Genomic DNA, 12999 nt, shown 5'->3' on the forward strand with positions numbered 1-12999 from the left:
CACGTGATCCGCAACCCGGAAAAATTCTCGGCCCTGCTCGCCGAAGTTCGGCAGTTCGTCCGCGCCGAGTGCCTGCCCCTCGAGGAGGAGGTCGACCGCAACGACGAGATCCCCGAGGCGCTGGTGCAGCGCATGCGCGAGATCGGGCTGTTCGGCCACAGCATCCCCGAGGCCTATGGCGGCGCCGGCCTGAGCACGGAGGAGTTGTCGCTGGTGAACATCGAGGTCTCGCAGGTGGCGACCTCGTTCCGGGCGCGCTTCGGCGGCAACACCGGCATCGCGTCGGAGTCCATCGTGGTCGACGGGACGCCCGGGCAGAAGAAGACCTACCTGCCGCGGCTGGCCAGCGGCGAGATGACCGGCTGCTTCGCGTTGACCGAGCCGGAAGCCGGCTCCGACGCGACGGCACAGAAGACGGTCGCGGTGCGCGACGGCGACAGCTTCCTGATCACCGGGAAGAAATGCTTCATCACCAATGCACCGATCGCCAACCTGTTCACCGTCTTCGCCAGGACGGACCCGGACGCGAAAGGCGCCAAGGGCATCACCGCATTTCTCGTCGAGCGGGGCACACCGGGCTTGTCGACTTCGGCGCCCTATCGCAAGCTGGGCCAGCATGGCTCCCCGGTGGGCGAGGTCGTGCTGGACCGGGTCAGGGTTGCAGCCTCCGCCATCGTCGGCGGCATCGAAGGGCAGGGCTTCCGCACCGCCATGAAGACGCTGAACAAGCAGCGCATCAACCTCGCCGCCCTGTGCACCGGTCCCGCGATCCGGCTCGTCGAGGAAATGGCGAAGCACGCGCAATCGCGCCACCAGTTCGGGCAGCCGATCGGCGAGTTCCAGCTGGTGCAGCAGATGATCGCCGAGAGCAACACGGAGGTGCATGCGGCGCGTGCGCTGGTGCTCGAGACCGCACGCAAGCGGGACGACGGCGCCGACGTCACGATGGAAGCGTCCATGTGCAAACTGTTCGCCTCCGAGATGTGCGGCCGTGTCGCAGATCGGGCCGTGCAGGTTTTCGGCGGCAGCGGTTACATGGCCGGCAATGTGGCTGAGCGCTTCTACCGCGATGTGCGCCTGTTCCGGCTCTACGAGGGAACGAGTCAGATCCACCTCGTCAACATTGCCAAGCGAACCATCGCACTGGCCGCACAGGACGCGGTTGGGTCATGAACTACCAGGTCGGGCCTGAAAGGGAGCTTCGTCGCCGCTGCTACCGCAGCGTGTGACACACTGTTCCAGTCCTGGGACATCAGCGGCGCGCACCACGAGCCAAGGCGCGGTGTGGCCCTGTGGGCGTGCCGGCGGAACGGCCCTTGCTTTGACAAGCAGGTCCAACCTTCGTTTCGTCGCACGACACCGCCCATGACCCCACCCGACACCGCCCTTGCTTCCAGGCCCCACCTGAGCGTGCGTACGGTGTGCGTGGACGCGCCCGGGCGGCTGCATCTGGGCTTTCTCGATCCCGCCGGCTCGCTGGGGCGCGCGTTCGGCAGCCTTGGGCTGGTGATCGATGGCTTCACGACCGAGGTCGAGCTGGCAGCGGCGGCCTCGGACCGCATGACGGGGGATACGCCGGCCGCGCAAGCGGAACTCGATCGCGCCGGCGCCTTCCTGCAGTTGCTGCGCCAGCGCAGCGGCCGCCATGCGCCGCTGTCCCTGCGGCTGCGGCAGGTGTTGCCGCCTCACGCGGGCTTCGGCTCCGGCACACAGCTCGCGTGCGCCATCGGTCGGGCCTTCGCGCACTGGCATGGCCTGGATCTGAACACCGCCACGCTGGCGCAGTGGCTCGGCCGCGGCCTGCGATCGGGCGTCGGGATCGCGGGCTTCGACGCCGGAGGCTTGCTCGTCGATGGCGGCCCCGGCACGGACGGCCTGCCCGCGCCGCTGCTGTCGCGCGTTGCCTTCCCCGAGGCGTGGCGCATCGTCGTGGCCCAGGACCCCTCGCATCGGGGCCTGTCGGGCAGCGCGGAAAAGAAGGCCATTGCCGCCTTGCCGCCCTTGCCGCAGGCCAGCGCCGCCGACATCTGCCACCAGGTCCTGATGCGCATCCTGCCGGGGGCGGCGAGCGCGGAATTCGCGCCGTTCGCCGCAGGCATCCGCCGGATGCAGCAGCTGCTCGGCGAGCACTTCGCGCCGGCGCAGGGCGGTGCCTTCACGAGCCCGGCGGTCGGCCGCCTGATGCAGTGGATCGCCGAGGCGAGCCGCGATGCGAAGACCGGGCCGTCGGCCGCGATCGGTCAAAGCTCGTGGGGTCCCACGGGTTTCGCCATCCTGCCTTCGCAAGCGCGCGCCGAAGCGCTGGTCGAAGCCGCGCAGGCAGCCGGTCAGGTCGACGCCCATCTGAAGCTGCGCATCGTGTCCGGCCGCAACCACGCGGCGATGGTGTGCGAAGTCAGCTCGGACCCGCGCATCGATTGAACACGCCGCAGACAACCATCCACACCGAAAGCTCCCATGGAACGTCCCCGCATCCTCCACATGTTCACGCCCGGCCGCCAGATGAGTCCCTTCGACATCAACATGGCGGCGGATGCGGGTTATCAGATCATCGTGCCCTACTGCGAGGTGGACCTCGATCGCATCACTGCACTGACGCAGGACACCATTTTTTCGCGCGGGCCGAAGGGCGTCGCACGCACCGGCATCTTCATCGGCGGACGCGATGCGCAGCTGGCCGCCGACATGCTCGAGCGCGCGAGGACCTCGATGGTCAAGCCCTTCGTCGTCTCGCTGATGGCCGATCCGAGCGGCGCCTACACCACCGCCGCGGCCATGGTGGCCTGTGTCGAGGCCGCTTTGAAGCGCCACCAGCCCCAAGGTCTGGAAGGCCAGCGCGTGGTGATTCTGGGCGGCACGGGCCCGGTAGGCCGCGTGGCCGGCGTGATCGCCGCGCAGGCCGGCGCCGAGGTCTTTCTGTCCAGCCGCAACGGCATCGACGCGGCTGAGGAAGCCGCTCAGGAAACCGGGCGGCGCTTCGGCGTGACCTTGCACGGCCTGTCCGGCGGCGACCCGGCCGCGGTGCGCAGGTCCATCGCCGAGGCCGATGTGCTGCTGGCCTGCGCGGCGGCCGGCGTTCAGGTGGTATCGAACGAGGCGCTCGGCGTCGCCACCCGGCTCAAGGTCGCGGCCGACGTGAATGCCGTGCCGCCCGAAGGCATCGCCGGCGTCGGTGTGATGGACGACGCCAAGCCATTGGCCGGCACGCAGGCCGTCGGCATCGGCGCGCTGGCGGTGGGCAACGTCAAGTACCAGACGCAGCATCGTTTGCTGGTGCAGATGTGCGAGGCCGAGAAGGCGCAGGTGCTGAGCTTCCCCGAGGCCTTCGCGGTTGCCCGCGCCTTCCTGGCCGAGCAGGCCGGCAAGACGGCGTGAGGCGCGCTCGCGCGATGCGCACGCTCGCAGTCGCCGCAATCTCCGCGCGTGCCATGGCCGAGGCGGCAGCGCACGACGGCTTCGACGTGGTCGCGCTCGATCTGTTCGGTGACGTCGACACGCGTCGCGCCGCTTCGCGCTGGCTGCCGATCGGTGCGCCCGGAAGCCTGCACATCGATGCAGCGCGAGTCCTGGCCGCATTGCGCGAGCTGGCGCGCGAACGTGAAGGCGGGGGGCCGGTCGTGGGATGGGTGGCGGGCAGCGGTTTCGAGGGGGAGCCCGCGTTGCTCGAACAGGGCGCGGCCATACTGCCGCTGATCGGCACTGCAGCGGCCGCGGTGCGCCGCCTGCGCGATCCGGTGGTGTTCTTCGGCTTTCTCGCGGCCGAGCGCATGCCGCATCCGCAGGTGAGCTTCGAGCCTCCCGAGAATCCTGCAGGGTGGTTGATGAAGGATGCACATGGCTGCGGCGGCTGGCATGTTCGCCGCGCGCCCTGGCCGAAGGACGAGCGGCCCAGCGCGCACCGCTATTACCAGCGCGAGATGCCGGGGCTGCCGATGTCGGCCACCTTCATCGCCAATGGACGCGATGTCCATGTGCTCGGCTTCAACGAACTGAGCGTGCGCAGTTTCGGCGCGCGGCCTTTTGTTTTTTGCGGCGCGGTCGGCCCGGTCCCCGTAGCGGCCGACATGGCGCGCCGCGTCACGGCCATCGCGCTGGCGCTCACCGCGGAGTTCGAGCTCTGCGGCCTGTGCAGTCTCGATTTCATGCGCGACGGCGACGCCATCGGCGTGCTGGAAGTCAATCCGAGGCCGCCGGCGAGCATGAGCCTCTACCGTCGGCCGGCCGGCTCGCCGGGCCTGATGCAGGCGCACTTGCGAGCCTGCATGGACGGGGAGTTGCCGCCGGCAACGCCCTTGCCTGCGCAAGATGTCGAAGGCATGGAGATCGTGTTCGCGCCGCGAGCCCTGCAGCTGGACGCGCCGGCAGCGCAGCGGCTCGCCGCATGGCCCGGCATCCGCGACCTCCCCGATGCCGGCCAGCGCTTCGGCATCGACGACCCCGTGTGCACCCTGACGGCGAGCGCAAGCAGCGCCCAGCAGGTTCGCACGCGTTTGAACGAAGGCCGCGAGCGGCTGCTGCAATCACTGGAGACCTTGGCATGAGCAACACTTCCTCGCCGGCGGCGGCCGCGGGCCTGAGCGTCAACCTGTTGGCGCAGCCATTGGTCGAACGCCTGCTGGCCGATGCCGATGCGCTGGGCCTGCATGTGCGCCGCGACGACACCGGGGTCCACATCGTCGATGCCGGCATCGAGGCGCGCGGCAGCGTGGCTGCCGGGCTGCGGATCGGCGAGATCTGCATGGGTGGACTGGGGCATGTGCACCTGCGCAGCGGCGGCAGCGCCGAAGGCTGGCCGACCTGGCTCGACGTGCGCAGTTCGCAGCCGGTACTGGCATGCCTGGGCAGCCAGTACGCGGGCTGGAGCCTGTCGGCGACCAAGGAGGAGACCGGCGGCAAGAAGTTCTTCTCGCTCGGCTCCGGTCCGGCGCGCGCGCTGGCGGTCAAGGAAAAACTCTTCGCCGAGCTGGGCTACCGCGATCGCGCGGACTTCGGCGTGCTCGTGCTGGAAGTCGATCGCACGCCGCCGAAGATCGTGGTCGACAAGCTGCTGCGCGACTGCGACCTGCCCGCGCAGGCGCTGACGCTGATCCTCACGCCCACCACCAGTCTCGCGGGCACCACGCAGGTGGTGGCGCGCGTGCTCGAAGTGGCGCTGCACAAGGCGCACGAACTGGGCTATGCGCTGGCGGACATCGTCGATGGCGACGCCAGCGCTCCGCTGCCGTCGCCCAGCAGCGATGGCGTCGAGGCCATGGGGCGCACCAACGACGCGATCCTGTACGGCGGCCGCGTGCATCTGACGGTGCGCGGCGACGACGACGCGGCCCGCGCGCTGGCCCGTGCGCTGCCCTCGCGCAACTCGCGCGACTACGGGCGTTCGTTCGCGGAGATCTTCAAGGAGGTGGCGTACGACTTCTACAAGATCGATGGCGCGCTGTTCGCCCCGGCCGAGGTATGGGTCAGCAATCTCGACAGCGGCAACACCTGGCACGGCGGGGCGTCCGACATGGCGCTGCTGCAGCGCCTGTGGCTGCAGGAGGCCTGAAATGATGGATCGCATGCGCGGGGTGAGCCCATGACCATTCGCGTGGTCATCATGAGTGACGAAATCGGTTGGCACACGCGCCAGCTGCAAGCCGCGCTGCGCACGCGCGGTGCGGTAGGGCGCTGCGTTGACCTGGCGGCCTGCCAGATCGACACCACTGCGGCATGGCATGGCCTGGTCATTCCCGGCTACGGGCGCGAACTGCCCGACGCGGTCCTGGTCCGGGGCATTGCCGGCGGCAGTTTCGAGCAGGTCACGAAGCGCCTTGGCGTGCTGCACGCGCTGCGCGAGCTGGGCGTGCCGGTCTACAACGATGCCCGCGCGATCGAGCGTTCGGTGGACAAGTCGATGACCAGCCTGCTGCTGCATGCCGCGCGCATTCCGGCCCCCGCCACCTGGGCGACGGAATCGGCGGCCCAGGCCCGGCGCATTGCGATGCGCGAGACGGCTGCGGGCCATGCGCTGGTGCTCAAGCCCTTGTTCGGCTCGCAGGGCAAGGACCTGCAGCTGGTGGGCGAGGTCGACGGCGTGCATCACCCGATGCCCGACACCGACGCACGTTACGCGGGCTTGGCATATCTGCAGCGCTTCGTTCCGCCGGTGGCTGCGCCGGGCTTCGACTGGCGCGTGCTGGTGGTGGGCGGGCGCGCGCTGACCGCGATGCGGCGCGTGAGCGCGCACTGGGTCCACAACGTGGCCCAGGGTGCGCGCTGCGAGCCTGCCGAACTGGAGCAGCCGCTCGCGCAGCTGGCCGAACGCGCCGCGCTCGCGCTGGACATGGACTACGCGGGCGTGGACCTCATCGCAGCGGCGAGCGGGCCGCCGATCCAGGTGCTGGAAGTCAATGGCGTCGCTGCCTGGCAGGGGCTGCAGCGCGTGACGGCTTTCAACATCGCCGGGGCCATCGTCGACGACTTGCTGGACCGCAAGATGGCGCAGGCGCGCCGCCGCCTGGAGGAGGGCGTGGCTCCGGAGCGCCGCGCCTGATGAGCGCGCAGCAGGCGGCGATCGAAAGGGCCCGGGCCTGCTTCCTGCGGGCCTGCTGGCTCGACGTCGCGGTGCGCAAGCCGGGCAACGTCAGCCTCGTCTCTCCGGGGCACGGCATGGAGGCCTCGATGTTCATCGCCAGCGCGCAAGCGGCGGCGGGCGCGCTGTTCGAACCCGGCTTGCGTGTGGGCGGGCGCATCGAGCGCGCCGTGACCGCGACCTGGGCGGTCGCCGGATGCAACACCAACCTCGGCATCCTGCTGCTGTGCGCGCCGATCGCGCTGGCCATGGAGCGCCACCCCGGCGCCACGACCTGTGCGGCCTTGCATGCTGCGGTCGAGTCCGTGCTGGCCGCGCTCGACATCGATGATGCACGCGCGGCCTATCGCGCGATTGCGCGCGCGCGCCCCGGCGGCCTGGGAAACGCCCCGGCGGAGGATGTGCACGACGATCCGAGCATCGACCTGCGTGCTGCGATGGCGCTGGCTGCGGAGCGCGATCTCATCGCGCGGCAGTACCGCGACGGCTTTGCGGATCTGTTTGCACTGGCCTTCCAGGCGCCGGTCCACGGCATGACTTGCGGCGAAGGGCCGGTCGACGGCGAGGCGCCGCCCGATGCCGCCACTGTGGCTTCCGTCCAACGGCTTTACCTGGCTTGCCTGAGCGGCTTTGCGGATTCACACATTGTGCGAAATCACGGCGAGCGCGTGGCACAGACTGTCATGACGGCGGCGCAGGCCTGGCGTGAGCGCGAGCGCGCAGGCGCCGTGCTCGATGCCGAGCCCGACTTCGCCGGTTGGGATCTGTCACTGAAGGCCGCACGCATCAACCCGGGGACGAGCGCCGATTTCACGGTGGCGGCGCTGCTGCTTGCGGGCTGGATCGGCTCGTGCGCGACGCCCGCGCGCGAAGCAGCGAACGGATGGCACGGATCGTGATACCCATGACATTGCGCTGGTCATCCTGGCCGGTGTCGTAACGACCGTATCACCTTAGAGGAGACCCGAAACCATGGCAAAAATCGATCGACTGATGGTGGGCGAATCGCTCGTCGGCGAGGGCAATGAAGTCGCCCACATCGACCTGATCATCGGCCCGCGCGGCAGCGCCGCTGAAACCGCCTTCGCCCACGCGTTGACCAACAACAAGGATGGCTTTACCTCGCTGCTCGCTGTGGTGGCCCCCAACCTGCTAACCAAGCCGGCGACCGTGATGTTCAACAAAGTGACCATCAAGGGCGCCAAGCAGGCGGTGCAGATGTTCGGACCGGCGCAGCGCGGGGTGGCGCTGGCGGTGGTCGACAGCGTCGAGGATGGCACCATCCCCATGGCCGAGGCGGACAACCTGTTCCTGTGCGTCGGCGTATTCATCCATTGGCTCGCCGACGACGACAAGAAGATCCAGGACTACAACTACCAGGCGACGCGCGAGGCGATCCAGCGCGCCGTTTCGGGCTCGCCCACAGCCGCCGAAGTGGTGGACAAGAAGGGCACGACTGCGCATCCGTTCGCGGCGCACCTGTAGGCCGCAAGCACTAACGAGAAGAAGCCGGCGCGTGAACCGGGCCGGCTTCTTTTCCTTCGCCTCGGAGCGAGGCGCGGCGCGCTCAGCGCTTGGCGGGCACCATGCCGCTGGCGAGAAACTTCAGCACCGTCGCGCTGTGAGCCGATCTCGACGTGCGGTACGTCGGCGCGTGGCGCTCGATCTGAACGCCGACCGATTGCACGTCGTCGAACTTGCGCGGCTTCACGACCTTGACGCGAACCCAGCTCGCGCGGAATTCGTCGATGAGAATGTCGGCGATGGCCTCGGCGAAAGCCTCGAGCAGTTGCAGCCGGTGTTCGACCAGGAGCCTGTGCAGGCGTTCGCGCACGACGCTGTAGTCGATCGTGTCGCCGATGCAGTCGGTGTCGCAGGCATGCGCGCGAGGCACGCCTGCGTACACGTCGATCAGGAGCGGCTGCGGGCGGTGCAGTTCGGACTCGTGGATGCCGATCACCGTCTCGCCGTTGAAGCCCTCGATGAAGATCAGGTCCATCGGTGCAGTCGCATCGGCGGTGTCGGAGACCTGGGAGACATTGGAAGGGTGGTCGATGGAGGGACGCAGGCTGGTGTTCAAGTGATGTCTCCAGGTGAATTCGAATGTGTTTGAAAGTGTGTCCGCTGGCGAGTCAAGCCCCCCATGCGGGATTCATCAACGCAAAATGCAGGCCAGTGAACGGACCTGCTCCGGCGCTGCCCCGGCTCGGTGTTTCACCGGGTGCGCGGCATGCCGGCAAGCACAACAATGAGCCAACCAAGGAGACACGATGGAACGCGCCGGAGAACTCCAATGACATTGATGCCGCGGCAAGGTGATCGACACGCCGACCGTGTGCTCGATGTCGTGAGACGTGGATTTCACGAGGAGGGCAACGATCTGGTCACGCGCTCGTGGAGCCGCTGCCTGAATCAGTACCAGCTCGACCCAGGGCGCGCGCGCGAACCGGTGGTGATTGAGTCTGCGGCCTTGCAAAGCCGGCGCAACCAGCATGCCGACGTGATCGAATGCGCACGCTACGAGATGACCACGCTCTATCAGCAGCTCGCGGACCCCGAGTCCGCCGTGGTGCTGACCGATACCGACGGCGTGATCGTGCACATGGTGTCTTCGCCCGAGTTCGCTGCCGAGGTCGAGCCGATGGGCCTGCATGCCGGCGGCATGTGGGGCGAAGCCGAAGCCGGCACCAACGGCATGGGCACCTGCCTCGCGGCCGCGCATCCGATCTCCGTGCGGCGGGAAGAGCATTTCTTCAGCCAGTTCACGCAGCTGACCTGTTCGGCGGTGCCGGTGCTCGATCCGACCGGCGAGATCATCGCGGTGCTCGACGTGACCAGCCGCTCCAGCCTGATGCAGCAGCATGTGCTGGTCCTGCTGGGCATGACGGCGCGCATGATCGAGAACCGGCTCATCGACAAGCGTTTCTCGAATGCGCATCCGCTGCATTTCCACAGCCGGCCCGAATTCGTCTACACGCTGCACGAGGGCAAGCTCGCGGTCGGAGAGGACGGGCGCATTCTTGCGGCCAACCGCAGCGCCTTGTTCCAGCTCGGCCTGCAATCGATGGACGAGATTCGTTCCCAGCGCATCGATGACCTGTTCCAGACCTCGCTCGAAGACATCCTGCAGCGCAGCCTGTCCTCCTCCTTCCACCCGGTCGTGGCCTACCGCGCCAAGGCGGCGCTGCGCTTCTTCGCGGTGGCGCGCCGGCCGGCGTCGGACGCTTCCACGCCCGCGCGTGCGCGTGTGGCGGGCATGGGCATCGTGGCACTGGACGAGGCGCAGGGCGAAGGCTTTCGCGTGCCGTCGCGAGTGTCTGCCGGGCGTGGCGCGCCGATCATCCGCACCTTCAAGGACGCGCGGCTCGTGGCCCATCTGGACACCGCGCGGCGCGTGGTAGCGCGCCGCACCCCGGTGCTGTTGTGCGGCGAGACCGGTTCCGGCAAGGAGGTCTTCGCGCGAGCGATCCACGAGACCAGTCCGCATGCCGAGGGCGCCTTCGTCGCCGTCAACTGCGCAAGCCTGCCCGAAACCTTGATCGAATCCGAGCTCTTCGGCTACAAGGCCGGCGCCTTCACCGGCGCGCAGCGCAGCGGACGACGCGGCAAGATCCTGCAGGCCGATGGCGGCACGCTGTTTCTCGACGAGATCGCCGACATGCCGCTGGAGTTGCAGGCCCGCCTGCTGCGTGTGCTCGACGAGCGCCAGGTGACGCCGCTCGGCACCGAGGAAACCCATCCTGTGGACTTCCAGCTCGTGAGCGCGAGCCATCGCCATTTGCCGAGCCTGGTGCGCGAAGGCCGATTCCGTGAGGACCTCTATTACCGGCTGGCCGGCATCGAGCTGGACCTGCCGCCCTTGCGCGACCGCAGCGACAAGCGCGAGCTGATCCAGGCCGTGCTGGCGGACGAAGGCGGCAGTGCGTGCAGGCTGGGCGAAGAGGCCGAGCGCCTGCTGATGGCCCATCCATGGCCCGGCAACCTGCGGCAGCTGCGCCACGTGCTGCGCACCGCGGCCGCGCTGGCCGACGGCAAGACCATCACGAGGGAGCACCTGCCTTCGCTCGCGGCGAGGCAGGCGCCGTCGTCCCTGCACGCCCATGCTGCGCTGCCCGCCGTCGCCGAGGCGATGGATGCCGAGGCGAACACGGCATCTGCCGACGCTGCGCCCGCGGTCAAACTCAACCCGATTCAGGCCAACGAGCGGCAGGTACTGTTGCAGATGCTGGAGCAGCATCGTTGGAACGTGAGCAACGTCGCCAAGGCGCTCGATGTCAGCCGCAACACCTTGTACCGAAAACTCCACAAGCTCCACATCGAGATCTCCCCGCCGGACTGAGTCCGCGCATCCATCGGCCATGGCCAATCTGGGGCGCTCCGATGCGGTCGCCATCGACCCGCGCGGCGCCGGCCTGGCTCTCGAAGCCGGCGAGCCGCAGCTGCCTGCAGCGCCGCCGCGTTCGCGCCTGGCCTGGTGCATCACCGGCTCCGGTCATTTCCTCGAGGAGTCGCTCGCGCTCGCGGCGCGGCTGCCGGCGGTGGACCTGTTCCTCTCGGCCGCTGCCGAGGAAGTGCTGCCGATCTACAAGCTGCACATCGAGACGCTGAAACCGCGCTTTCGCGTGTTCCGCGACAAGACGGCCAGCGGCGTGCCGGTGGGCATGCTCTACGACGACATCTATCACACCGTCGTGGTCGCGCCGGCGACCAGCAACACGGTGGCCAAGTGCGCGTTCGGCATCAGCGATACGCTGCCGACCAACATGTTCGCCCAGGCCGGCAAGCTCGGCATCCCTGGCATCGTGTTTGCATGCGATACGGAACCGGTGGTGGTCACCAAGTCGCCGCACGACTGGGTGACGCTGCGCCCGCGGCGCATCGAACTGGACAACGTGGAGCGGCTGCGCGGCATCGACTTCTGCCGGGTGGTCTCTTCACCGGCCGAACTTGAAGCCGTGCTCGATGCACGACTGAAGGAACTCTCTCTCGCATGGAACACATCGTCTTCCTGACCGGGCGCCTCGCCCAAGCCAGCCTCACGCGGGTGCTGGCCGGCATCGAGGCGGCCCCGTTCACATGGGAAGTGCGAGAGATCGGGCTGCAGGTGGCGGCGCTCATGACGGCCGACCTGATCCGCCGCCGCGTGGCGGCGCCCGTGTTGAGCGAAGGCGAAGGCGAGAAGCGGCGTGCCGATCGCATCATCGTGCCGGGCCGCTGCCGTGGCGATGTCGAGGCCTTGAGTCTTCATTACGGCGTTCCGGTGGAGCGCGGTCCGCAGGAGTTGAAGGACTTGCCGCGCCACTTCAACCGGGCTGCGCAGCACATCGACCTGAACGAGTACCAGGTTGCGATCTTCGCCGAGATCGTCGATGCGCCGCGGCTGTCGGTGGCGCAGATCATCGAGCGGGCGCAGCGGTTGGCTGCAGACGGCGCCAACGTCATCGACCTCGGTTGCCTGCCCGAGACGCGCTTCGATCATCTGGCCGAGAGCGTGCAGGCGCTGAAGGCCGCCGGCTTCCAGGTCAGCGTCGATTCGAGCGATTCACAGGAACTGCTGCGCGGCGGCAAGGCCGGCGCCGACTATCTGCTGAGCCTCACGCTGGACAGCCTGTGGATCGCCGACGAGGTCGCCGCGACGCCGGTGCTGATCCCGCGCGTTCCGGCCGACGAGGAGTCGCTGTACGAAGCGGTGGTGCAGATGCAGCGCCGCGGGCGCGCCTTCCTGGCGGATTCGATCCTCGATCCGATACCGTTCGGGCTGACCGCCTCGATCGTGCGCTACCACCGGCTGCGCGCGCGTTTTCCCGACGCGCCGATCATGCTCGGCGTCGGCAACCTGACCGAGCTCACCGAGGCCGACACGAGCGGCATCAATGCCGTGCTGTTCGGCATCGCCGCCGAACTGAACGTTGCCGCTGTCCTGACGACCCAGGTCAGTCAGCATGCGCGCCGCGCGGTGTGCGAGGCCGACTGGGCGCGCCGCATCATGCATGCGGCGGCTCAGCACGGCACCTTGCCCAAGGGCATGAGCGACGCGCTGATGACGGTGCACGCCAAGCATCCGTTTCCCGACACGCCGGAAGAAATCGGCGAGATCGCCGCGCAGGTGCGCGACCCGAACTTCCGCGTGCAGATCTCGCCCCTCGGCCTGCACGTGTACAACCGCGACGGCATGCGCCTGGGGCAGGGCGCCTTCGAACTCTGGCCGCAGCTCAAGCTGGAAGACGATGCGGACCATGCCTTCTACATGGGTGTCGAGCTGGCGCGCGCGGAGATCGCCTGGCAGCTGGGCAAGCGCTACGTGCAGGACCAGCCGCTGGACTGGGGCTGCGCCGCGCCGCGGGCCACCGAAGACCTGGCGCGCTGGTGCGCGCCGGGAAGCACCATGAAGGCGCCGACAACCAATGCGGCCGAGCCCGGGCCATGAG

The 12999-nt window shown here is 68.5% G+C and carries 12 protein-coding genes; 11 read left to right on the forward strand and 1 reads right to left on the reverse strand.

The window, feature by feature from the left end; translation table 11 throughout:
• The first annotated feature begins 3 nt into the window (after window positions 1-3).
• The 8 genes from ACSQ9A_RS13755 (at window position 4) to fae (ending at window position 8056) form a co-directional block, all read left to right on the forward strand.
• Window positions 4-1173, forward strand: coding sequence for an acyl-CoA dehydrogenase family protein (locus ACSQ9A_RS13755; RefSeq protein ID WP_436304020.1), 1170 nt, complete (start codon window positions 4-6; stop codon window positions 1171-1173).
• 192 nt (window positions 1174-1365) lie between these two features.
• Window positions 1366-2421, forward strand: coding sequence for a beta-ribofuranosylaminobenzene 5'-phosphate synthase family protein (locus tag ACSQ9A_RS13760; RefSeq protein WP_436304021.1), 1056 nt, complete (start codon window positions 1366-1368; stop codon window positions 2419-2421).
• A gap of 36 nt (window positions 2422-2457) precedes the next feature.
• Window positions 2458-3375, forward strand: coding sequence for an NAD(P)-dependent methylenetetrahydromethanopterin dehydrogenase (locus tag ACSQ9A_RS13765; protein ID WP_436304022.1), 918 nt, complete (start codon window positions 2458-2460; stop codon window positions 3373-3375).
• 14 nt (window positions 3376-3389) lie between these two features.
• Complete coding sequence (locus ACSQ9A_RS13770) at window positions 3390-4541, forward strand: ATP-grasp domain-containing protein (protein WP_436304023.1); 1152 nt, start codon at window positions 3390-3392, stop codon at window positions 4539-4541.
• Complete coding sequence (gene mch / locus ACSQ9A_RS13775; RefSeq protein WP_436304024.1) at window positions 4538-5545, forward strand: methenyltetrahydromethanopterin cyclohydrolase; 1008 nt, start codon at window positions 4538-4540, stop codon at window positions 5543-5545. The genes ACSQ9A_RS13770 and mch overlap by 4 nt, the downstream gene beginning before the upstream one ends.
• A 51-nt stretch (window positions 5546-5596) precedes the next feature.
• Window positions 5597-6532: an ATP-grasp domain-containing protein gene (locus ACSQ9A_RS13780; RefSeq protein ID WP_436304025.1), complete on the forward strand. Its 936-nt coding sequence runs from the start codon at window positions 5597-5599 to the stop codon at window positions 6530-6532.
• Window positions 6532-7470: a triphosphoribosyl-dephospho-CoA synthase gene (locus ACSQ9A_RS13785; protein WP_436304026.1), complete on the forward strand. Its 939-nt coding sequence runs from the start codon at window positions 6532-6534 to the stop codon at window positions 7468-7470. The genes ACSQ9A_RS13780 and ACSQ9A_RS13785 overlap by 1 nt, the downstream gene beginning before the upstream one ends.
• 73 nt (window positions 7471-7543) lie before the next feature.
• Complete coding sequence (gene fae, locus ACSQ9A_RS13790; protein ID WP_436304027.1) at window positions 7544-8056, forward strand: formaldehyde-activating enzyme; 513 nt, start codon at window positions 7544-7546, stop codon at window positions 8054-8056.
• Between the two features lie 82 nt (window positions 8057-8138).
• Here fae and ACSQ9A_RS13795 read toward each other — a convergent pair whose 3' ends face one another.
• Window positions 8139-8570 (reverse strand): dihydroneopterin aldolase, encoded by a 432-nt coding sequence (locus ACSQ9A_RS13795; protein WP_436306294.1) that lies wholly within the window; start codon window positions 8568-8570, stop codon window positions 8139-8141.
• A 294-nt stretch (window positions 8571-8864) separates the two neighbouring features.
• Between ACSQ9A_RS13795 and ACSQ9A_RS13800 the strand changes: the two genes are divergently transcribed.
• The 3 genes from ACSQ9A_RS13800 to ACSQ9A_RS13810 are packed head-to-tail and all read left to right on the forward strand — an operon-like array spanning window position 8865 to window position 12998.
• Window positions 8865-10910 (forward strand): sigma-54-dependent Fis family transcriptional regulator, encoded by a 2046-nt coding sequence (locus tag ACSQ9A_RS13800; RefSeq protein WP_436304028.1) that lies wholly within the window; start codon window positions 8865-8867, stop codon window positions 10908-10910.
• 19 nt (window positions 10911-10929) lie between these two features.
• On the forward strand, window positions 10930-11583 hold the full coding sequence (locus ACSQ9A_RS13805; protein WP_436304029.1) for a flavoprotein: 654 nt from the start codon (window positions 10930-10932) through the stop codon (window positions 11581-11583).
• Entirely contained in the window at window positions 11562-12998 is a 1437-nt protein-coding gene (locus ACSQ9A_RS13810) for a DUF6513 domain-containing protein (RefSeq protein ID WP_436304030.1), read from the forward strand. Before ACSQ9A_RS13805 ends, ACSQ9A_RS13810 begins: the two co-directional genes overlap by 22 nt.
• Window position 12999 lies beyond the last annotated feature (1 nt).

The organism is Variovorax sp. LjRoot290 (assembly GCF_964253985.1).
Taxonomy (GTDB): Bacteria; Pseudomonadota; Gammaproteobacteria; order Burkholderiales; family Burkholderiaceae_C; genus Variovorax.

Excerpts from the sequence above, each read along its gene's own strand:
- ACSQ9A_RS13760 (WP_436304021.1), top strand. The coding sequence starts at position 1,366 with ATGACCCCACCCGACACCGCCCTTGCTTCCAGGCCCCACCTGAGCGTG.
- ACSQ9A_RS13765 (WP_436304022.1), top strand. The coding sequence starts at position 2,458 with ATGGAACGTCCCCGCATCCTCCACATGTTCACGCCCGGCCGCCAGATG.
- ACSQ9A_RS13770 (WP_436304023.1), top strand. The coding sequence starts at position 3,390 with ATGCGCACGCTCGCAGTCGCCGCAATCTCCGCGCGTGCCATGGCCGAG.
- mch (WP_436304024.1), top strand. The coding sequence starts at position 4,538 with ATGAGCAACACTTCCTCGCCGGCGGCGGCCGCGGGCCTGAGCGTCAAC.
- ACSQ9A_RS13780 (WP_436304025.1), top strand. The coding sequence starts at position 5,597 with ATGAGTGACGAAATCGGTTGGCACACGCGCCAGCTGCAAGCCGCGCTG.
- ACSQ9A_RS13785 (WP_436304026.1), top strand. The coding sequence starts at position 6,532 with ATGAGCGCGCAGCAGGCGGCGATCGAAAGGGCCCGGGCCTGCTTCCTG.
- fae (WP_436304027.1), top strand. The coding sequence starts at position 7,544 with ATGGCAAAAATCGATCGACTGATGGTGGGCGAATCGCTCGTCGGCGAG.
- ACSQ9A_RS13795 (WP_436306294.1), bottom strand. The coding sequence starts at position 8,570 with ATGGACCTGATCTTCATCGAGGGCTTCAACGGCGAGACGGTGATCGGC.
- ACSQ9A_RS13800 (WP_436304028.1), top strand. The coding sequence starts at position 8,865 with ATGACATTGATGCCGCGGCAAGGTGATCGACACGCCGACCGTGTGCTC.
- ACSQ9A_RS13805 (WP_436304029.1), top strand. The coding sequence starts at position 10,930 with ATGGCCAATCTGGGGCGCTCCGATGCGGTCGCCATCGACCCGCGCGGC.
- ACSQ9A_RS13810 (WP_436304030.1), top strand. The coding sequence starts at position 11,562 with ATGGAACACATCGTCTTCCTGACCGGGCGCCTCGCCCAAGCCAGCCTC.